We start from the raw sequence: 21,635 nt of genomic DNA on the forward strand, positions 1-21,635 counted from the left end.
GGGGGACCCGGACGGCAAGGCCCCGGGCGCCGACCCGGCGCCGCCGCGGCGCCGGGGTACGCCCCTGCGCCTGCCGCGCGCCGCCTCCCTCGACGACCCGCTCGCCCTGATGCGCTCCCTGCGCCCCGTGGGCCGCCGCAACATCGGCGGCCCGGGGGAGGAACTGGACGAACAGCTCACCGTGGAGCGCAGCATCGAGCGGATGGTGCTCACCCCCGTGCTGCGTCCGGCCGAGAGCCGCTGGCTGGACGTGGCCCTGGTCGTCGACGGGCACCACTCCATGCTGCTCTGGACCGACCTGGTGGAGGAGGTCCGCGGGCTCCTGGCCCGCAGCGGGGTCTTCCGCGACGTGCGGACCTGGCAGCTCACGGGCACCGGCCCCGGCGGCACCCCCATGGTCACGCGCGGCCGGGGCGCCCCGCCCCGCAACCCCCTGGAGCTGGCCGACCCGGCGGGCCGCCGGCTCATCCTCGTCCTCTCCGACACGGTGGCCGGCGGCTGGCGCGAAGCGCCCCTGCGCGGCGTGCTCCGGCGCTGGTCGGCGCACAACGCCGTGGCCGTGCTCAACGTCCTGCCCGAGCGGCTCTGGTCGCGCGGCGCCGTCCGCCCGGTCCCCTTCGCCGTCCGCGCGGACCGGCCCGCGGCCGCCACCCGGTCCTGGCAGCGGGTCCCGCTGGTCCGGCGGGCGCGCTGGGGCGGAGCCGTGATCCCGGTGGTGGGCATCGCCTCGGGAAGCCTGGCCCGGCTGGTGCGCGTGGTGTCGGGTGACGGCCGCTGGCGGCGCCTGGCCTGCCTGCGGCTCGACGCGGAGCCCGCGCACGGGGCGGCGTACGGGGCGGCGTACGAGACCCCCGGACCGCAGGGCCCCTTCCCGGACCCGCTCGACGCCGTGGAACGCTTCCGCGCGAACGCCTCACCGACCGCCCAGCGCCTCGCCGCCCACCTGGCCGCCGTACCGCTCACGCTGCCCGTGATGACCCTCGTACGCCGCTCCCTGCTGCGGGACTCCGAGCACAGCCACCTCGCGGAGGTGGCGCTCGGCGGGCTGTTCGCGCCCTGGGGCACCGAACAGGTCGCGGACCAAGCGGAGTTCCAGTTCCTGCCGGGCGTACGGGAAGCCCTGCTCGGATCGCAGCTGCGCGGGGACGTGGCCGCCGTACGGGAGCTGGTCCGCCACCGGGTCTGGGAGTACATGTCCCGCCACCGCGGCACCGGCCGGGACTTCACGGCGATCCGGGTCGCGGACGGGACGGAGGGCCGGCGCGAAGTGGCCGACGGGGCCCTGCCGTTCGCGACGGCCGCGCGCCCGGACCCCGGACTCGGCGACCACGTGGTGCGGGTCCGCTTCGAGCCGACGCCGGAACCGCAGGCGGTCGGAGTGCTGCTGTCGCCCCGGATGGTCCTCACGGTCGGGGACGGAGCCGGGCGCAGTGCCATCGGCTGGGTCCGCTCCGGATACCGCGAGGTGCCCTGCCGTTCCGTGTGGTGGGACGAGGCCGCGCCCACGGTGTTCCTGCTGCTGGCCGATGAGGACCTGGTGGATCCCGGCGCCTGGCTGCCGGCGCAGTGGGCCGAAGCGACCGGGAAGCGCGTCCGGTTGCGGGTGGACGGCTCGACCGACGAGGGCGAGCGGATCGCGCTGACCGGCGAGGTCCTCCCGTACGAGGGCGAGCGCAACGGCGAGCTCGTCCGGCTCTCCGCCGAGCCGGAGGCCTGGACCCACTACGTGGGCGCCCCGGTCTCCCGCGAAGGACGGCTGGCGGGCATCGTGCACACCGTCTGGCGGGACCGGATCGTGTTCCTGTCCGGGCAGGCGCTGATCGAACAGCCCGGATTCCGCGAGGTGATGACGGCCCACGTGCGGTCGCTGACCGAGGACTCCGGAATCTGTCTGGCGCTGCGGGCCGACGTCGCGGCGGGGCCGAGCGGCTGGTCGCCGCCGGCCGGACTCGCCGGGCTGGTCGCGGCGGCGAGGAGGGACGCGGGCGTGCCCGGGGGGGTGACCTCCACGGACGACGGCACGGTCCTGCTCGTCACGGTGCCGGCGCCGGGCGCGCTGGGGAAGGCCGGGCGGCTGCTCGCCGAACTCCCCGGCGTCCTCGCACGGTTGCGCGGCGGCTCCGGCGCAGGGGACCCCAGCCTGGCCGTGGTCCTGGCCCGGGGGGAGTTCGCCGCCGGGGACCCCCCGGTGCGCGGGCCGGCGGTGGACGAGGCCCGACGGCTGGTCCGTCACCGGGGGGTCGCCGAGCGGCTCGGGCGGTCGGACGCGCCGGGGACCATCGTCCTGGTGCAGGGCGAGTCGCTGCGCGGAATCGGCGGCCTGGGACACCTTGCCGTCGAGCAGCTGGAGCCGGAGGCCGTGCGGGACGAGGGGGCGGGGGAGGGGTCGGGCCGGGGTCCGGGGTCGGGGTCGGGGTCGGGGTCGGGTCCAGGGTCGAGGTCCGAGCCGGGGTCGGGGTCCGAGCCGGCGTCGGGGTCGGCGTCCGGGCCGTCGGGCTGGATCTGCCTCGACGGGCCCGTCGAGGTGGCGCGGGCGCTGGTGGACGCCGAGTTGAGGAACGACGAGCCGGCCGTCGACTGGGCGCAGTGCGGGGACGGGGCCACCGCGGCCGACCCGGCCGGATGCATCGGGATCCGGCTGCCGGGCCGCCGCGGCTGCCTGGCGCACGTGACCGCCTCCGAACGGAGCGACTACATCAGGAATTTGAGCCCGGGATCCGATGTGGACCTGCGCGGCACCACCTTCGCGAACCGGCTGCTGGCCCGCGTGCTGGGCAAACTGCGCGACCCGCTGACAGGGCACGTCCGGACCGGGGCCGCGGTGTTCGACCGCGCCCGCTTCACCGACGAATGGGCCACGGTGGGGGCGGAGTTCGAAGGCCGCGTCTCCTTCGACCGGGCCGTCTTCGACACGCCGGCGAGTTTCCAGACCTCCCGCTTCAAAGGCACGGCCTCCTTCGGCCGGACCGTGTTCCGGCACGGCTGCGCCTTCGACGGGAGCACCTTCGACCGCGGAGTGTGCTTCAGCAGGGTCGACTTCGGCGGCACCGCGGGGTTCACGGACACCCTGTTCGCCCGTGACCTCGACATGGCCTGGGCCGAGCTGTGGCAGCGGACGCTCATGAGCCGGATGCGGGTCCGGGGGACGGCGAACTTCGCGAGCACCGTCTTCCACGGCCGCAGCACGTGGAGCCGCACCGCCTTCCTCGGGCCCGCCTCCTTCGCGTCCACCGTGTGGGGGGACGCCATGCTCTTCGACGGGGCCCGCTTCGAGGACCGCGCCTCCTTCGACGACGCCACCTTCGACTCGCCGGCCGTGTTCACGGCCACCGTCTTCGCGGACGGGGCGACCTTCGACCGCGTCGACTTCGCCGAGTTCGCGGAGTTCACGGACGTGTCCTTCGCCGACCCCGCCCGCCTTCCCGAGGCGTGGCGGGCGCTGCTGGCCTCGCAGACGGGATCCGTCACCTTCAGGACCCCGCCCGCGAACGCCGCCGGGTGAGCCCTACGGGGCTCTGGTGGACGCGCCGTCCCCGCGTACCCGGGTGTCCCGCACCCGGCATCCGGGAACCGTGCACCCGGGCGCGCCGGGGTCAGGCGGTGGGCGGTACCCGTCGGGGGCGGCCCGCGCCCCGGGTCAGGCGGTGGCCGCCGATGCCCGCGATGGCGGCGAGCACCCCGCCGGCCGCCGTCCACAGCCAGCGGTCGGACCACCAGCCGCCGGACCAGCCGTCGGCCGGCTCGATGCCGGACGCCGTGCCGGAACCGGGCACGAGCGGCGTGGCGAGGGTGTCGCCGACCGCGTACGCGCCGCCGGCCTCCTTCGCCCCGGCCCGCAGCCGTGCCCGTACCGGCTGACCGAGGTCCTCCGGCGCGAGCTCGGTGACCGTGAGCCGGACGTAATACGCCCCCGGCAGCGGGTCGTTGCCCCACTGGTCGCCGCCGGAGCGGACCGGGCGCAGCGTGCAGGACAGATCGACCGTGGCGGCGTCCTTGGCGGCCGTACCGGTCTGCTTGCCGTACGTGCAGGGCTGGCGGCGGCGCAGGCCGTCGTAGACGTCGAGCTGCCATGTGGAGGAGGCGTGCCGGCCGGCCGCGGCGGGCAGGGTGACCGAGGCCTCGACCGTGGCGCGCTGCCCGGTGTCCAGGGGGAGCACCCAGTAGAGGTAGTCACCCGTGGAAGCGTCGGCGGTGGCCTCCTGGCCCAGCCGGACCGGTGTGGCGGTACGGAAGGCCGTGCCGGCCTCGGTCGGCGCCGCAGGGCCGCCGCTCGGGCTCGGCGAGGGCGAGGCCGCCACCCCGAGCAGCGCACCGCCCACCAGCAGCCCGGCGCCCGTCAGGCGCCACCCGCGCTCACGCCCACGTCTCATTGCCACAACACCCATCAGTTGGTCCTCCAGACCGCGATGCGCCAGCGCGAGATCCAGCCCCACACCAGACCGGCGAGGAAGCCGGTGAGCACGAGCAGACCGAGCAGCCACCAGCCGCGCCCCAGACCGAAGGCGGCCACGTCGCTCGCCCCGTCCGGCCCGTCCACCACGTCGACGGTCAGCTCGATCGGCATGCCGGGGGTCGTCTTGACCGACGCGGGCGCCGAGAAGGAGTTGCTGACCTGGAGACACACGGTCTCCGCCGGCTGCTCCTCGTCCCCGTCGTCCGCCTTGGGGTAGCGCAGCCCCGAGGAGATCAGGTCGGTGCGACCGTCACCGGCCTCCTGGCCGCGTACGATCTCCCGCCCGCTCTGGGTCGTGGCGCGCAGCAGGACCCCGTAGTCGTTGTTGACGGCCCGGTCGGCCCCGATGCTCACCGAGGCGCGCAGCTCCTGGCCGGGCTTGACGGCCACCCGGTACCAGCGGTGCTCGCCGAAACTCTCGCGGTCGGTGTAGAGGCCCGGCTTCAACTCCGGTGCTCCCTGGCACTGCTTGCCGCCTTCGGTGACCACCGGATTGACCACCGGAGTGGCCGCACGGCCCACCAACTGCTTCACCCTGCCGGACAGTTCGGCGGTGTGCTGCACCGAGGTGTACGTACCGCCGGTGGCCTCGGCGATGCAGATCAGCTGGTTGCGGGTCTTCGCGTCGGGCACCAGCCCGAGGGTGTCGATGACCAGGTGGATCCCCTTGGCGGCGATGTCCCGCGCCACTTCGCAGGGGTCGAGCGGGGCGCAGGTGTCCTCGCCGTCGGTGATGAGCACGATCCGCCGGGTGGCGTCGCCGCCCTTGAGGTCGTCGGCGGCCCCGAGCAGGGCCGGCCCGATGGGAGTCCACCCGGTGGGGGCGAGCGTCGCCACCGCGGTCTTGGCCTCGGTCCGGTTCAACGGCCCGACCGGATAGAGCGGTTTGGTGTCCTTGCAGCCCTGGTTCTTGTCGTCGCCGGGGTAGTTGGCGCCGAGGGTCCGTATGCCGAGCATGACGTCGGCGGGCACGGCGTCCAGCACCTCGTTGAACGCCTGTTTCGCGGCGGACATCCGGGATTGCCCGTCGATGTCCTGGGCGCGCATCGAGCCGCTGACATCCAGTACCAACTCGACCTTGGGAGCTTCCTTCGCCACCGGTTCACCGGCGGCGGCACCTGCCGGGAACAACCCGGCAGCCAGGGTGACGAGCAAGCCGCACGCGCCGGCCGCCACCCATCTTCTAGTGATCATCGCCGGATCGTATTGAGATTCCCCCCACCCGCCAAACCGCCCGCCTCACGGTCCATCGGCGATAGCACAGAGTGACGGATGGGGGTGCCCCTGACGGGCCGGACGCCCGCATCGGCCTGGAGGATCAGCCCCTCGCGTGCCGCTGGAGAGCGGCCGCCAGGAGGTGGGAGTCGAGCAGGGAGACGTCTGCCGTCCTGTCCGCCCGTGCGTAGCCGGCCAGCATCCGTTTGGTCAGGACGAGGGCTTCGGGCGAGCGTCGGACGAGGGGCCTGGTCCAGGAATCGATCACCTTGTCCAACTGGTCCAGCGGGGCGGTCCGGTGGAGCAGGCCGATGCGATGCGCCGTGTCGGCGTCGAAGACGTCGCAGGTGAGCATGAGCTCGCGAATCCTGGAGGTGCCGGCCTCGGAGACCAAGCGTCCCATCGCCCCGCCCCACGCCGGCGGCAGCCCTATGCCGACCTCCGGCATGCGAAAGCGACTGGTTTCGGCGCCGACGCGCAGATCGCAGAAGGAGGCGAGGGCGAGACCCGCGCCGATGACCCGCCCGTGCAACCGGGCGATGGTGACCGCGTGGGTGTTCTCCAGGGCCTGGCACAGGCGGTGCGCCTTGTCGGCGATGCGCCGCAGGCCCACTCCGGACGGATCGGCGGCCAGTGCCTCCTGGTACTCGCTGCGGTCGGCGCCCAGGCAGAAGTCCGTACCCAGTGACGACAGCGTCAGGATCCGGACGTCGGGTCTTTCGTGGAGGTCGTCGAGCAGGGTGGTGAGGTCGTCGAGGACCGCTGCGCCCAACGTGTCCTCCTGGCCCCAGGGGTTGAGGCGCACATGCAGTACGGGGCCGTCCTGCTCGGTACGTATCGCCTTGGGAGCGGTCCGCACGTGCGCGGGGGTGGGGATCGATTCGGTCATGCGAGGGCTACGTCCAGGTTCAGCAGTCGCCGGAACGCCACACGGGGCGCCATCGACGGGGGGCGTACGAGGGTGAGGCGGGGAAGGCGGCGGATCAGTTGCCGCAGAAGGGTCTGGGCTTCGAGGCGGGCCAGCGGCGCGCCGAGACAGTAGTGGATGCCGCCGCTGAACGCGAGGTGGTCGGGCGTGCGTTCGGGGTCGAACCGGTCCGCGTCGCGGTGTCTGGCCGGGTCTCGGTGCGCCGCTCCGACCATGAGGTGGACCATCTCGTCGCGGCGGATCTCGACGCCTCCCAGCACGGAGTCCTGCGATGCGATCCGGCTGATCACGTGGGTGGGCGGATCGTAGCGGAGCGTTTCCTCCACGAACCCGGGTACGAGGCCGGGGTTGTCGGCGATCACGTCCCAGCGTTCCGGGCTTTCGACGAGCCGGAGTGTCATCGTCGAGAGGAGGGTCGCGGTGGTTTCCAAGGCGGCCAGCAGGACGAACAACACCAGGAAGTAGACCGCCTCGTCGGCTTTGTCCCGGTCGGGCTCGATCGCGTCCCACGTCTGGATCCACCGGGTGATGGGGTCATCGCCGGGGCGGGAGCGCCGATCACGCACCAGGTCCATGAAGTACGTGCGGAGTTCGGCCGTCGCCGCGTCGGACAAGGCCAGTTGGCTGGCCGACGGCAGCAGTTCCTGGGTGAACACTTGATCGTGTGTCAACTCCCGGAGCCTGGGCCAGTCGGCCTGCGGCAGCCCGAGCCAGTCACCTATGGTGGCTACCGGCAGCTCCTCGCAGACGAGCTCCGAGAAATCCGCCTCGCCGGTGCGTATTCGCTCCGTGAAGGCGTCGAGGAGCCGATCCGCGGTCCGCTCCACATCGCGGCCGATGCGCTCCACGGTGGCTCGGTCGAACGTGCCCGCCGCCCGTCTCACCTTGGTGTGGTCCGGGGGGTTGAGCGCGGCGAGCGTGTTGCTCATCTCCCGCGAGGAAGGCGCGTTCCAGCGCGTCCCGGGCCCCTGGCGCTCCCGCCATTGTCTGTCGGGCTCCAGCCATTGACGGCTGCGCAGAACCTGGTCGCAGGCGGCGAAGCCCGTCACGGCGTAGCCGCCCCAAGGGGCGGGCACCACCTCGCCCCGCGACAGGAGTTCGGCGTATATCGGGAAGGGGTCGGCCTGCCCTCCGGCCGTCCGCAGACGGGAGAAGAGGGAGGCGGACGCCCGGCGGTCGTACGACGGAGTTGTGGCAACCCCCATGATGGCGGCTCCTTTCTGAGAACGAGCCGCCATGCATACCCACATGATCGTTAAAGCATCCACTACCACTGGGTACTCAGAAGGTTAGGAGAATCACACGTGCCTCACTCGCCCCTGGTCCACGCCAGGAAACGGCTGAACAGGCCGCCCTTGGACTGCGGCGCGGCGCCGGCGTGCGTACGCGAGGGTCCGGCGTTGGAAGGCGAGGAGGGGGCTGTCTGCTGCTGGGGCGGCTGGCCCGCGTTCGATCCGGCCGGCCCGGCCGCCTGGGGAACGCTCCTGGGGGTGAAGCGGATCGGGAGGGTGACCAGCGAGCGGCTCCACGGGCTCGGCGCCCAGGTGAGCGCCTTGAACGGGACACGCAGCTCGACGTCGAGGAGCTGGTTGAGCAATGCCTCGACGGCAGTCACGGCGATCATGAAGGCCGGGTCCTTGGCGGGGCAGGCGTGCGGGCCCGCTCCGAACGCCAAGTGTGCCTTGGCGCTCAGCTGTTCGCGGTGCTCGGTCAGCTTCGGATCGGTGTTGGCCGCGGCGAACGAGATGAGGACCGGGTCGTTGGCCCGGACCACCCTGCCGCCGAGCTCGACGTCGTGCGTCGGGTAGTGGGCGGCGTAGTTGGCGATCGGCGCGTAGTTCCAGAGGGTCTGGGAGACCGCGTCCTCGACGGGGAGGCCGGCCTGCCAGTCCTCTCCGAGGTACAGGGCGCTACTGGTGCCGATGGCCGCGGCCAGCGGCGCGGTGCCGCCGGAGAGCAGGGTGACCAGCTGGTGCAGCACCTCCTCGTCGGTCAACTGGGCCGGGTGCTCCATCAGACGCGTCGTGAGATCCGCCGTGGGGCGCCGCCGCTTGAGGGCGATCAGCTCGGTGAGCGCCCCTCCGAGCACCTCGTCGGCCCCCGGTGTTCCCTCGAAGATGCCACTGATGCCGGCGATCACGCGGTCGCCGATCTCGGGCGGGCAGCCGAACAGGTCGCTGAAGACCAGCAGGGGCAGCGGCTGGGCGTACTCCGCCATCAGCTCCGCCTGGCCGCGGATGTCGGTACTGAACTGGCTGATCAGGTAGTTGGCGGACTGCTGCGTCTGCCTGATGAGCTGGTGCTCGTTGACCGTGGCGAGACTGTCGGTGACGGCCCGGCGCAGCCGGGCATGTGCCGCGCCGTCGCTGAAGAGCGCGTTGGGGCGGTAACCCATCATGGGCAGTGCCGGGCTGCCGGCCGGGACGCGCCCTTCGTTCAGGGCGTTCCAGCGGCGGGAGTCGCGCACGAAGGAGGCGGGGTTCTGCAGGACGTACAGAGCGGCGTCGTAGCTGGTGACGAGCTCGGCCTGGACGTCGGGCGCGATGTCCACGGGGGCACTGGGACCGAAGTGACGCAGCTGTGCGTAGTGGCTGTCGGGGTCGGCGCCGAAGGCGGGGCCGTACATCTGGACGTTCCCGTGCGCGGGGCAGCCGGGGGGTATCTCCTGCGGGTCACGTGGCTGTTGCATTCCTGCGCTCCTAGCCGAGTCGGGACATGAGGTGGTTCACGAGGGTGATGAGGGCCTGCGCCGAGGAGTTCTCGTCCCGTACGTCGCACTCCACGACAGGGGTGTCGGCGGTGAGGTTCAGGGCTTCGCGCACCTCGTCGAGCGGGTAGTGCGTGGTGCCCTCGAAGTGGTTCACGGCGATGGCGTACGTCAGGCCGAAACGTTCGACGAGGTCCAGGACGGGGAACGACTCGTGCACTCGCTCCGGGTCGACCAGGACCAGCGCGCCCAGGGCGCCCCGGGAGAGCTCCTCCCACATCTCCTTGAAGCGCTCCTGGCCGGGCGTTCCGAAGAGGTAGAGCACCAGGGTGTCGCTCAGGGTGAGCCGGCCGAAGTCCATGGCGACGGTGGTGGTCTTCTTGTCGGGTGTGCCCGACAGGTCATCGAAGCCCACGCTGGCCTCGGTGATCTCTTCCTCGGTCCGTAGGGGCTCGATCTCGGAGAGACTGCCGATGCAGGTGGTCTTGCCGACCCCGAAGTGACCCACTATGAGGATCTTCACCGCGTGGGAGACATCTGGATCCAGGTACACGCGTTTTACGCTCCGAATCGATTCTTGAGGCCCTCGAGCACGGCGCTGACCAGTTCCCTGTCGACACGTTCGGCGTGCGGAATCGGGCTCCTCGCCAGGATGAGACGTTCCTCCTCGAGCTGCGCCAGCAGGATGCGGACGATGCCCAGGGGCAGGTGCGTGTGCCCCGCCACCTCGGCCACGGACAGGAAGCCGTTCGCGACCAGGTCCATGACCTGCCACGCTTCCGGGGACAGCGTGCGCGCCGCGACCTGACCGTTTTCCGCCGCCGCGGCCGTCACGAGCGTCGTGTGCTCGTACTCGTGGTCCGGGGGCAGCGCTCGTCCGTTCGTGATCACGAAGAGCGGGACTAACGGAGACGTCAGCTCCAGCCCTTCATCGTGTTCGGGCCCGTCAGGCATGGCCTGTCCCCTTCCCCGGTGTCGTCGCCGCGGCCAGCCGGGGAACCACCTCGTGCAGGCGCGTGGTGAACTCCTCAATGTCACAGGCGTGTTCGGCGGCAGCGGCCAGGAAGGCATCGGGGCCGGCCGCCAGCAGGAAGATCCAGCCGTGCTGGAACTCGATGACCGTCTGACGCCATTGCGGATCCTCGTGGACCCCGGCGAACTGGGAGGTGACCCGGCTGTAGGCGTGGATGCCCGTCATGGCCGCGGAGATCGTGTCCGCGAGGTCGCGGCTCATCCCGTTGGTCGCCCCGCGGGGAAGGCCGTCCGATCCCAGCAGCACCGCGTGGCGGGCACCCTTGACCTCGGACATCACCTGGTCGAGCTCGCCGATGACGAATCCCGCGTCACCGGAGCTCTGCCGGGGGGCGCTTCCCCGCGCACCTCCGGCGTCCTCGGCGCTCACCCTCGGCGGCGAGGTGAGGTTCTTGCCCAGCCGGGCGACGAGGCGGTGCATGCGGAAGGAGATCTGCTGCATGTCCACATCGGGCGCGGCCGCGGCGGCGAGGTAGGAGCCCTGCCCCGCCCCGATCAGGAAGCTCCAGCCGTGCGAGAACTCGATGATGGTCTGGTTCCACTGCCGGTCCTCCTCCGGTCCGGCGAAGTGGGCCGTCGCCCGGCTGAGCGACTGCATCCCGGCCATGGCGGCGGAGATGGTGCGCACATCCTTCTCGGCCAGGCCTTGCGTCGCGCCGCGGGGAAGGCCGTCCGCGGACAGCAGGACGGCGTGCCGTGCTCGGGGCACGTTGTGCACGATGTCCTCGAGCATCCACGACAGGTCTGCGGTCATGCGTCTTCGGGCCCTTCGAACGAGGTGGCGTCAAGGTCGCGGCCGGAGAGCGTGCCGCGCTGGAAGGCCCCCAGACTGCGCCCGGAAGCGCGGCCGGCCTCCCCCGGTGTCCGCGGCACGGGCGAGGTGGTGCCGGGGTCGGGGACGCTCGCGATGGGTGCCTGGCGTGCGCCGCGCTTGGGCAGGCCGTGCATCGTGCGCGACGTCGGGCTCTGGGGCCGGCTCTCGGTGGCGCGCCGGATGTCGCTGACCGGAGCCTCCGGGGCGGGCGCTATCTCCTCCATGGTCCACAGCTCCTCGGGCAAGAGGACGACGGCCCTGACGCCGCCGTACCGGGAGACTCCGGTGACGTCCACCCTGAAACCGTGCTGACGCGCGATCAGGCCGACGACCGGGAAGCCGAACTTCGGCTGGGTCCCGAGCTGCGACAGACGGGGGGCGACGTCTCCGGAGAGCAGTGCGGTCGCCCGCTGCCGGTCTTCGTCGCTCATGCTGACACCGGCGTCGTCGATGATGATGCACAGGTTGTTCTGGACGCGCTGGAACGTCACCTCGATCGGCGCGTCGTGCTGCGAGAAGCTGGCGGCATTGTCAAGCAGCTCCGCCACGGCCAGGGCGACGGGCGCGACCGCGGACGCCTTCAGGGCGAGACCGGTCTGCTGCATGATGGCGACGCGGTGGAAGTTGCGGATCTGGCCCTGGGCACTGCGCACCACGTCGTAGACGCTGGCGGGCTTGTTGCGGCGGCCGAGCGGCGCACCGCACATGACCGCGATGCCCTGGGCCTTGCGCGCCATCTGGGCGTTGGCGTGGTTGACGTCCAACAGGTCGCTGAGGACGGCGTGTCCGCCGTACTTGCGCTGGATGCCGTCCAGAAGCGTCGTCTGCTCGGCCGCGAGGCTCTGCAGGAAGCTGGCGGCACCCTTGAGGACGGCCTTGGTGTTCTCCTCCGCCGCTTCCTTGGCTTCGCGGAGCGTGGCGTCCTGCTCGCTGCGGAACCTCTGCAACTCGGCGCGCGACGAGTGCAAGTAGCTGTCCGCGGTGAGCAGCTGGTGCCTCAGTTCGGCCTCGGTGTGCTGCTTCTTCGCCCCCAGTGCTCTGTTGCGGGCGACGAGTGCCACGACCGCGGCAACGGCTATCGCCGCCACCGCAACCAAGCACCACACAAGTGCGTCTCGATTCATGGAAACCTTTCCCGGCGCATGGCATGCGGACGGCTGCAGATACACCTCGCGAGGAACCACAACACAGCTGATCGGCACGGGTCACCTGCGGTTTCGCGGAGAGCGTGCCGCCGATCGCGCATCGGCACCTGCGTCAAATGGAAGCAAGATCACAGATGTCGGGATGCTATCACCGGATCTGCGCCGTCCCGGACGCCCGGTATGGCGCCGCGCGCGCCCAACCAGGCTGTCTCAAAAGCGGGTTGACGTCGCCTTTCGGCCCTGCACCCGCCGTCCGCCACTCCTCTCGGCATCGATCCGTTCACCAGGAGTTCATGCGGGGAGTGGACCATCTCTCGCATCGACCTGAGGCACCGTCAACTGGTCGCTGATGGGGCGTCATCGGCAGGCCCGCGGGCCGGATCGCCGCCCCGGGCACGTGCCGGCGTCGTCAGGGCCGTACGGGACGGGGCTGCTTCAGAGAGGTGGCGACTACGTCCAGGAGGCGCTGCCACGACGCGATCGACCGTTCGTGGAGATCCTCTTCGAGCCCGCTCAGAATGTCGGGCAGCAGGATGCCCAACTCCGCGAGGGCGTCGAGCTGTTGGCCGCATGCCGGCCCGGTCTGCTCGTCCTGCTGTACGCGGCCGTGGTCGGCGATCGCCCAGAGCAGCTGTTCCGAAACGGCGCTGACCGTGTCCGGGGCGAACAGGCCGTCCGCGTAGTGCGTGTCCCGGTAGCCGGAGTCGCTCACCGCCGTCGCGGCCCACACGAGTTGCTGACGCCTGGCCCCTTGCTCCGTGTGCGGCTGCCAGCTCTCGCCCGCGTACGTCTCCCGGTGCCGCGCGAGGACGACGCGGGCGATGGCCAGGGCCGTGCGGCCGCGCAGGGCCAGGGCGCGCTCCGTACCGAGGGCGTCGAGCAGCGGGTCCACCGCGCCGTCGACCGGGCTGACGTGGAACGACGCCACGGAGTGGATGCGGGACAGCGGGTGGCCCGCTTCCGAGGCCAGCGTCAGGCCGGCGAGATGCGCGTCGGTGACCTGCTGGTAGCGCTCGGCCGAGAAGATCGAGGTCGCGTGCACGCCGATGCCCTCGGCCAGACACGCGGTGATCGCCCACAGGCCCGTGTCGGTGGCCGGGATCTTCACCAGCACATTGGGCCGGTCGACCTCGCGCCACAGCCTGCGGGCCGAGTCCAGGGTCTCCTCGCGGCCATGGGCGAGCCGAGGGTCCATGTCGACCGACACCAGCCCGGCGGTGCGGTGGCGCACCAGATGGGTCGGCAGCAGCACGTCGCAGGCACCCTGGATGTCACGCACCACCAGCTCCGACAGGGCCCGGCCCGCGTCGGACTCGTGATCGGCCAGGTCGCGCAGCTGCTGCGTGTAGAAGGAGCCCGTGGCCACCGCGTGGTGGAGCAACTCCAGGTCCGTCGTGGCGCCCGACACCCGCCAGTCGCGAACCAGAGCGGCGAGGGCGTCGCTGCCCAGCAGGAAACGGCTGATTCCGTCGAGCCAGAAGGAGACGCCGCCCTCGTTCAGCTGCGCCAGCCGTACCGCCGTCATCGAGTTCCCCCGCGGGGGGCGGGGACGCGGAAGGAGGAGGTCCGCGCGACGGGCGGCTCGGTAGGTTGCTGCGGCGCGGTCACCGTTCGCTCAGTGCTCCTTTGGACGGGACGTGAGGGGTTCGAAGTGCCCCGTACGCGTTCATCCTGACCTTTGCCCAAGGTGTGGAAGACCAGAAGAGAGCGGTCAGGACTTCGTCAAGTATTCGGTGATATCACGTCACTTCGACCGGTTGTCGACCCGGAACCCTACGGCGCGCCCGCGGCCGGGGCTCCGTCACTCCGAAGACGCGGCCCGGGTCCGTGTGCCGAGGGTCGTCTCCCGCTGCTGCCGCAGGACTTCCCGCGCCCGCAGGAGACGCAGCGCGAGCTGCACCTCCACCGCGCGCTCGCCCTTCTGCCAGCCGGAACCGAGCAGGCCCGTGACCCGGTCGAGCCGACGGGCCACCGTGTTGGCATGGATGTACAGGGCCTCGGCCGCGTGGGTGGGGCTCTGACCTGCGGCGAAGTACGCCTCCACGGTGCCGATGAGGTCGGCCCCGCGCTCGGATCCGTCCTCCAGCAGGGGGCCGATGGCCGAGGCGACGAATCCGTCCACGTCCCGGTCGTCGGAGAGCAGCAGTCCGAGGAAGCCGAGGTCGGCCATGGACGCGGCGGTGCCCGCTTCGCCCAGGACGGTCAGGGCGTCGAGAGAGCGCTGCGCCTCGAGGTGCAGCCTGGACACCGCGGAGAGCCCGGTGGCGGGTCCGGCGGCGCCGACTGTGGGGCGCTGCGCCAGGGAGGACGACAGCTCGTCGGACACGGCGCGCGCAGCGGCCGAGGCGTCGGAGCCCGGCAGCAGCAGCACGATCCGACCGTCCCGCACCGTTTTGAGCCCCCGGCACCGGTGGCTGTACGACGACGCCCACACGACGGCCTTGCCGTGCTCACCGCCCTCGGGCCGGACCACCACGATGACGTACGGCTCCTCCAGGTTCACCTGGAGCCGCTGGGCGTGCGTGGCAAGCCGATGTGGCACCCGCAGCGGCACGGCGAGGAGTTCGTCGAAGAACTCGTCGCGGACCGGCCCGGCCGCGACCGCCGTGCTGCGCTGGATCACCAGCAGCATGGCCACCGCCTGCCCGGCGAAGCGGAGGAACCGCTGGGCTTCGGCGTCGAGCTCGGTGGCCGAGCGCAGTACGACGATGCCCAGGTTCTCCGCTCCGGCGCTGACCGGCGACGCCCAGCGGCCGGGGGAGAGGAGGATGGGGCCACCCGCGGCGTGCGCTTCCAGCACGGCCCGGTCCGTCACCGCCTCGCTCAGCCCGTCCGCGTCGCCCGCCGAGGCGAGGATCTGCCCGTAGGCGTCGCTCACCACCAGCCCGGCGTCCAGTGTCCGGGCCGCCGCACTCGTGAGCTGCTGGAGATCGCTTCCGTCGAGGACCATCGAGGTGAGCCTGGACTGGGCGTCCCCCAGGTCGGTCAGGCGCGCCACGGTGACGCGGGACTGCGCGCTGAGGGATTCCAGCGCGGCGATCTGCGCCCGGGTGCGGTCGAGGAGCTCGGCCTTCTCCAAGGCGACCGAGGCGAAGTCCGCGAGCGAGCGCATCACGCTGATCTCGTCCGGTGTGAAGTGCCGCACCACCCGGTTCGCCCCGTAGAGCACGCCGATGATCTTGCCCTCGCGGAGGATGGGCACCGCCATGATCGCGGAGAGTCCTTCCGCGCGAACGACGTCGTCGACCTCGGGCCAGTGCGGGATGCGGTCGTCGTTGAGGTAGTCCGTGCTCCAGAACGGTGCGCCCGACGTGTGGACCAGGTCGCTCAGGCCACGCTGCTTGCGCACCACGAGGCCCACGTTGAGCGCCGTCGTGTCGCCGTCCGAGCTGTGGACGTAGGAGTTGTCGTCGGCGTCGAGCAGGCTGACGTAGGCCATGTCGAAGCCCAGCAGCCTGCGGGCCCGGCTGGTGACGACCTTCAGAAGGGTGCCGGGACTGGAGGGGACCGTCATGTCGTGGGCGGTGCTCACGAGTCCGGTCATGAAGGTCTCCCGGCGGCGGCGCTGGCTCACCGAGGCCTGGACGTCCAGCGCCAGGTGCGTAGCCCGCTGGAGCTCGGACATCTGGTCCGGCGAGAGGGGCTGCTGCTGAGCGCTCTGGAGCATTTCGTGGAACCGGGACGGGGGGGAATCCTGTGCCAACAGTTCCAGAACGGCAAGCGCCGGGACACTGATGGGCTCCTCGCCCTTCACTCTCGCTCCTCCCCCCAAGACCTCCGACCAACCGGGCGGTTTGAACCTATGTGCACCTCAGGGGCAGGTCAAGCGGCGTACCCGGAGTTCACAGTGCGACGTGTGGCTGCAACATCACCTGACGGCGACTCGGTGTTGCGGCGCCACCTTCTGCCGGTCCGCGGACTCGGCGACGATCATTGGCGGGGGCGGCAACGGGCTTCCTCCAGCGCGGCGTTGCACGTGCGGCGTGCACGGGGGACAAGGGGCGGGATGTCGGCGACCAAGAACTACGAGCGCTCTCTGGAGCGGAGCAGGGCCTCCTTGCACCATGAGGAGAGGCCGCGGACCTTCGCCCTGGCGGGCGTCGAATGGCACCTCCTGGACGGCGTGTTCGCCCCGCCCTTCTCCGCTTCGACCAGCGTGGCCATGGAACTGCTCGGCCTGGCCGGACCGGCCCCGGCGCCGTGGCGGGGCTCGTTCCTGGAGGTGGGCTCCGGCACCGGCGTGATCGCCGTGTCCGCCGCGCTGGCGGGCTGTGACCGGGTCACCGCCCTCGACATCAGCGAGCAGGCGGTACGGAACACCGCCTTGAACGCGGTACGCCACGGCGTGGCGGACCGGGTGCGCGCCGTGCACAGCGACCTGTTCCAGGCGGTCGCGCCGGGCGACCGCCACGACACCGTCTACTGGCATTCGAACTTCGTCCTGGCCCCGCCGGAATACCGCTACGCCTCGGTGCACGAGCGCGCCTACGTCGACCCCGGCTACGGGGCTCACCGGCGGTACCTCGCCGAGTGCCTGTCCTACGTGACGCCCGGTGGACGGGCCCTGCTGCACTTCAGTGAGCGCGGCGACCTCGCGACGCTGGAAGCGATGGCCGCGGAGTGCGGCCACAGGCTGCGGGAGCTGCGCAGCCGGACGGTGCGGGAGGGCGCGGAGAGCGTCGAGTACGCGCTGCTGGAGATCACCGCCGCCGCGACGGGGCGCCGCGGCGCACCGAGCCGGCCGCCCCTCGCCGCCGCGGCCCCCTGAGCCTGACGCGCCTCACCATCGAGGCCCACCGAGCCGATCGCCATCCCGATGGGGAGAGAGAACAGCCGTGCGGACTCTGCTGATAGACAACTACGACTCCTTCACCTTCAACCTGCACCACTACCTGGCCCGGGTCAACGGAACCGAGCCCGTGGTGATGCGGAACGACGATCCCCGGTGGGACCCGGCGATGCTCGCCGAGTTCGACAACGTCGTCCTGTCGCCCGGCCCCGGACACCCCGGCCGCCCGGCCGACTTCGGCATCTGCCGGGAGATCACCGAGCGCGCAGACCTCCCGACCCTCGGCATCTGCCTCGGTCACCAGGGGCTGGCGCTGGCCCACGGCGGCACCGTCTCCCGGGCTGCCGAGCCCAGACACGGCCGCACCTCGACGGTGCGGCACACGGGCACCGGCCTGTTCCGCGGGCTGCCCGAGTCCTTCGACGTGGTGCGCTACCACTCGCTCGTCGTGACGGACCTGCCGCACGACATGGAGGCGGTGGCGTGGACCGAGGACGGCATCCTGATGGGGCACCGGCACCGGAGCCGCCCGCAGTGGGGAGTGCAGTTCCATCCCGAGTCGATACTCACCCAGTACGGGCACGAACTGCTGGTGAATTTCCGCGAGTTGACCGATGAGTGGCAGGCCGTGCGCGGAGCAGGGCGGCGCCCCGCGCCGCGCCAGAGCGCCGGAGCCGCCCGGCGGCGCGGCGAAGCCGCCCCCGGAGCCCCCGCCGGGCCGGGACTCGCGGACGGACCCGAAGGCCCCGTCGCCCCCGCCGCGCCAAAACCGCGTCGGCTGCGCGTGCTGGCCGAGCGGTTGCCGACCCGCTGGGACGACGAGGTCGTCCACCAACGGCTCTTCGGCACCGCCGAGAACGCCTTCTGGCTGGACAGTAGCCGGTCCGACGCGCAGGCCGGCCGGTTCTCCGTGATGGGCGCGGCCGACGGGCCGCTCGCGCGCGTGGCCAAGGCCGACGTGTGGAGCCGTACGGTCACGGTCGAATCGGCCGGGGGACTGGAGATCGTCTCGGGCGGCTTCCTCGACTGGCTCGACCGCGACCTGCGCGACATGCGCACCGAACTCCCCCCGCTGCCCTTCGACTTCACCCTGGGCTGGGTCGGCTACCTCGGGTACGAACTGAAGGCGGAGTGCGGCGGCGAACCGGTGCACCAGGCGGAGGACCCCGACGCCGCCATGGTGTTCGCCGACCGCGCCGTGGTCCTGGACCACCTCACCGGCCTCACGTACCTGCTGGCCCTGGCGGAAGACGACGACGAAGACGCCGCCCGCGCCTGGCTGACCGCCACCACGGCGGAGCTGGAGTCGCTCGCGGGCGTACTCGCCGGAGAACCGACCCTGCCGGCGCCGACCCCCGCCGGGATCCGGCTGCGCCACGAGCGCGACAGCTACCTGCGCCTGATCGACGCCTGCCAGGAGGAGATCGCCGCCGGGGAGACCTACGAGATCTGCCTGACGAACCTGGCCGTGGCGGACGGCCCCGTCGACCCGTGGGAGGGCTACCGCGCGCTGCGCCGTTTCAGCCCCGCACCTTACGCCGCGCTGCTGCGCTTCGGTGCGCTCTCCGTGCTGAGCACGTCCCCCGAGCGGTTCCTGCGGCTGAGCGCGGAGGGAGTCGCCGAGTCCATGCCGATCAAGGGCACCCGCCCGCGCGGGGCGACCGTGCGGGAGGACGCCGAGATCATCGAAGAACTGCGCACGAGCGAGAAGGACCGTGCGGAGAACCTGATGATCGTCGACCTGGTGCGCAACGATCTCGGCCGGCACGCCGAGACCGGCTCCGTCGAGGTCAGCGGGCTCTTCGACGTGGAGACGTACGCCACCGTCCACCAACTGGTCAGTACCGTCCGGGCCAGACTGCGCACCGACCGCAGCGCCGTGGACCTGGTGCGGGCCGCGTTCCCCGCCGGTTCCATGACGGGCGCGCCGAAGATCCGCACCATGCAGATCATCGACCGGCTGGAGGCCGGACCGCGCGGCGTCTACTCGGGGGCCATCGGGTACTTCTCGCTGTCCGGCGCCGTCGATCTGAGCGTGGCGATCCGTACGGCGGTGGTCACGCCCGGGCGCGTCCGCTACGGCGTGGGCGGGGCCGTCGTGGCGCTGTCGGACGCGGAGGCCGAGTTCGAGGAGACCGCGGTCAAGGCGGCTCCGCTGCTGATGCTCACCGGCGCCGACTTCCCGGGCCGGCGCAGCACGGACGCGGTGCACGGCTGAAACGGGCGGGCACCCGCGCACCGCGCGCGCCGCGTACTCGGTGGTCCCGACACCATCGTTCTCCTGCCGTGGCGGGAGGAAAGGGTACTGCGGGGTGGTCGGACGGTGGTGGGAACACCACCCGGGGGACTGGTGAGGGAGCCGCCACACCTCGCCCGAGGGCACCGGATTCGAGCATGCTCGACGGTGAACGAGGGATGACCGCATCAGAGGGGGAGACCCGTGACTGTGACCGTCAGCGAAGGAAGTGCGGTGCGCGCACCGTCCTGGTCCGCGTACCGGCCCGGGGGCCTGCCGGACCTGCGCGAGTCGGTGGCCTGCGGGCTGGGCGACGTGCTGTTCGCCTCGTTCGCGCGCCGGGACCAGCGCCGCAAGGGCGAGCAGTACCTTCGCGGGCTGCTGCGGACACAGGGCCGCAAGTCCATCCGCAACATCGCGGCGCAGGTGGGCGGTTCGGCCACCGAACAGAGCCTGCACCACTTCATCAGCAGCTCGACCTGGGACTGGCGGCCGGTGCGCGAGGCGCTCGCCGGATACCTCACGGAGCTCACCGCACCGAAGGCCTGGGTGGTGCATCCGCTGTCCATCTCCAAGGCGGGCGACCAGTCGGTGGGAGTGGACTACGGCGTCGACCCGTGCAACGGAGTCTTCCGGGGCCAGCGGGCATTCGGCGTTTGGCACGCCACCGAGACGTTCAGCACCCCGGTCAACTGGCGGCTGTTCCTGCCCGATCTCTGGCTCGGCGACGAGGAGCGGCGACGCCAGGCCGAGATCCCCGAGGAGATGGGGCGGGAGAGCCTGGAGCAGTGTGCCGCGACCGCCGTCCTGGAGATGCTGGGGTCCTGGCGGGTGCCCGCCCGTCCGGTGGTCCTCAACACCCACATCAATCGGATCGCCGCCACCATGGGGCGGTTCACCGCCGCCGGGGTCCCGGTGATCGCACGGATCCGGGGCACCGCCCAGCTCATGATGGGGGACCCCGCGCTGCCCGGGTACGACGGAGGGGTCATGGAGGCCCAGCGGATCCTCGCGGGCGTACGAGGGCTGCGCCGCCCCGTCAGGGCCGCCGGGCAGGACGGCGACACGCTGGCCGCCGCGGTCCGCGTGGCGTGCGCCGGCGAACTGCCGACCCACCGCAGGGCCGGCGCGAGCGACGCCGTCGGCGGCCTCACGCTGGTCGGGGAGTGGCGGGGCGCGCAGGGTCCCCCCACGGCCCTGTGGGTCACCAACGCCACCTCGGCCCCCGCCGAGGTGCTGCTGAGGCTCACCAGGCTCGGCGGAAGGGCCTGCCAGGACTTCGCGGGAGCGGGAGCGGGCGAGGACGTCGGCCTCAAGGACTTCGAGGGGCGTTCCTTCCGCGGCTGGCACCGTCACATCACCCTGGCCTCCGCCGCACACGCCGTGGCGGCCTTGGCGGGGACGGGCGCCGCCGCTCCGACGGCCTGGGAACCGCGGGGACTTGACGGACTCCGGGCCACCTGACGTAGTCGCCGCCGCGGCGTTGGCGACGCCCCGCGCGTCCCGCACGATTCAAGCCACAGGGCGCTGGGTCGAGATGACTTACGAGGTCCCGAGGGGGGAGTGCGACCGTGACATCCACCGGTAGACCGGGTGGTGACGTCCAGCCTGATTCCACGAGCGTCGAAAGAGTGCCGATCGACCGGCTGGGGCCGTCCGACTCGCCCCGTGGCGGGGCCTGCGACGAGAGCCACGTCCTCGCCCTGGTCGGATCGGGACGGGAGTTCGAAGCCCTCCTGGTGCACCGGCCGACGATGCGCGTCATCGACGGCATGCACCGGCTGTCCGCCGCCCGGCTGCGGGGCTACGACACCGTCGCGGTGCGCTTCTTCGACGGCAGCGAGGCGGACGCGTACGTACTGTCCGTGCAGTTGAACGTCCGGCACGGCCTGCCGCTGTCGCGGGCCGAGCGCCGTACCGCGGCCGAACGCATCCTGCGCACCCACCCGCACTGGTCGGACCGCGCCATCGCGGAGCGCACCGGCCTGAGCGGAAAGACGGTGGGCAAGCTGCGCGCGGGTGTGAGTGCGGAGATTCCTCAGCCACACACCCGGGTCGGCCGCGACGGCACCGCGCGTCCGCTCAGCAGCCTCGACGGCCGACTGCGCGCGGCACACCTGATCGCCGCCGACCCCGCCGCCTCGCTGCGCGAACTCGCCCGCCGGTCGGGGCTTTCCACCGCGACGGTACGAGACGTACGCGACCGGCTGCGGCGCGGCGAGGCCCCCGTCCCCGAGCGCGGGCGCGGCGCCGACGGCCCGCACCGGGAGGCGTCGGTGACCGTGCCGGCCGCCGGGACTCCGGCCGGACCACGGG

The 21,635-nt window shown here is 72.0% G+C and carries 15 protein-coding genes and 1 pseudogene; 5 read left to right on the forward strand and 11 right to left on the reverse strand.

Annotated features, from left to right (window positions below):
• Positions 1-3,502, forward strand: a 3,502-nt coding sequence (locus J7E97_RS17320) for a pentapeptide repeat-containing protein (RefSeq protein WP_215028047.1), incomplete at its 5' end; no start/stop codon positions are given.
• Positions 3,503-3,593: 91 nt separating this feature from the next.
• On the opposite strand, the gene J7E97_RS17325 is transcribed toward J7E97_RS17320, so the two are convergent.
• From J7E97_RS17325 to J7E97_RS17375, 11 genes are all read right to left on the reverse strand, one after another.
• Positions 3,594-4,370 (reverse strand): hypothetical protein, encoded by a 777-nt coding sequence (locus J7E97_RS17325; RefSeq protein WP_251054714.1) that lies wholly within the window; start codon positions 4,368-4,370, stop codon positions 3,594-3,596.
• A 14-nt stretch (positions 4,371-4,384) separates the two neighbouring features.
• Positions 4,385-5,647, reverse strand: a complete 1,263-nt coding sequence (locus tag J7E97_RS17330; RefSeq protein ID WP_215028051.1) for a VWA domain-containing protein — start codon at positions 5,645-5,647, stop codon at positions 4,385-4,387.
• A gap of 124 nt (positions 5,648-5,771) precedes the next feature.
• Positions 5,772-6,557 carry an enoyl-CoA hydratase/isomerase family protein gene (locus J7E97_RS17335; protein WP_215028052.1) on the reverse strand — a complete coding sequence of 262 codons (786 nt, stop codon included), beginning with the start codon at positions 6,555-6,557 and terminating at the stop codon, positions 5,772-5,774.
• Positions 6,554-7,801: a cytochrome P450 gene (locus tag J7E97_RS17340; RefSeq protein ID WP_215028053.1), complete on the reverse strand. Its 1,248-nt coding sequence runs from the start codon at positions 7,799-7,801 to the stop codon at positions 6,554-6,556. The genes J7E97_RS17335 and J7E97_RS17340 overlap by 4 nt, the downstream gene beginning before the upstream one ends.
• A gap of 104 nt (positions 7,802-7,905) precedes the next feature.
• On the reverse strand, positions 7,906-9,285 hold the full coding sequence (locus J7E97_RS17345) for a cytochrome P450 (protein ID WP_215028054.1): 1,380 nt from the start codon (positions 9,283-9,285) through the stop codon (positions 7,906-7,908).
• A gap of 10 nt (positions 9,286-9,295) precedes the next feature.
• Positions 9,296-9,856 (reverse strand): ATP/GTP-binding protein, encoded by a 561-nt coding sequence (locus tag J7E97_RS17350; RefSeq protein ID WP_215028055.1) that lies wholly within the window; start codon positions 9,854-9,856, stop codon positions 9,296-9,298.
• Positions 9,857-9,861: 5 nt separating this feature from the next.
• Complete coding sequence (locus tag J7E97_RS17355; protein WP_215028056.1) at positions 9,862-10,257, reverse strand: DUF742 domain-containing protein; 396 nt, start codon at positions 10,255-10,257, stop codon at positions 9,862-9,864.
• Entirely contained in the window at positions 10,250-11,089 is an 840-nt protein-coding gene (locus J7E97_RS17360) for a roadblock/LC7 domain-containing protein (RefSeq protein WP_251054715.1), read from the reverse strand. Before J7E97_RS17360 ends, J7E97_RS17355 begins: the two co-directional genes overlap by 8 nt.
• A complete protein-coding gene (locus tag J7E97_RS17365; RefSeq protein ID WP_215028058.1) occupies positions 11,086-12,273 on the reverse strand; it encodes an ATP-binding protein in 1,188 nt (395 codons plus the stop codon). The genes J7E97_RS17360 and J7E97_RS17365 overlap by 4 nt, the downstream gene beginning before the upstream one ends.
• A gap of 430 nt (positions 12,274-12,703) precedes the next feature.
• Entirely contained in the window at positions 12,704-13,819 is a 1,116-nt protein-coding gene (gene tal / locus J7E97_RS17370; protein ID WP_215028060.1) for a transaldolase, read from the reverse strand.
• Positions 13,820-14,095: 276 nt separating this feature from the next.
• On the reverse strand, positions 14,096-15,961 hold the full coding sequence (locus tag J7E97_RS17375; RefSeq protein ID WP_215028062.1) for a GAF domain-containing protein: 1,866 nt from the start codon (positions 15,959-15,961) through the stop codon (positions 14,096-14,098).
• A 339-nt stretch (positions 15,962-16,300) separates the two neighbouring features.
• Here J7E97_RS17375 and J7E97_RS17380 point away from each other — a divergent pair, with 339 nt between their 5' ends.
• From J7E97_RS17380 to J7E97_RS17395, 4 genes and pseudogenes are all read left to right on the forward strand, one after another.
• Positions 16,301-17,062, forward strand: coding sequence for a methyltransferase domain-containing protein (locus J7E97_RS17380; RefSeq protein WP_215028064.1), 762 nt, complete (start codon positions 16,301-16,303; stop codon positions 17,060-17,062).
• Positions 17,063-17,129: 67 nt separating this feature from the next.
• Complete coding sequence (gene pabB, locus J7E97_RS17385; RefSeq protein WP_215028066.1) at positions 17,130-19,301, forward strand: aminodeoxychorismate synthase component I; 2,172 nt, start codon at positions 17,130-17,132, stop codon at positions 19,299-19,301.
• A 252-nt stretch (positions 19,302-19,553) separates the two neighbouring features.
• The gene (locus J7E97_RS17390) at positions 19,554-20,783 is read left to right on the forward strand and encodes a transposase (protein WP_308346553.1); all 1,230 of its coding nucleotides are present in this window, start codon (positions 19,554-19,556) and stop codon (positions 20,781-20,783) included.
• A 167-nt stretch (positions 20,784-20,950) separates the two neighbouring features.
• Positions 20,951-21,635, forward strand: a pseudogene (locus J7E97_RS17395) (ParB N-terminal domain-containing protein); the annotation flags it as partial.

This window comes from Streptomyces sp. ISL-66 (genome assembly GCF_018614135.1).
GTDB lineage: Bacteria > Actinomycetota > Actinomycetes > Streptomycetales > Streptomycetaceae > Streptomyces.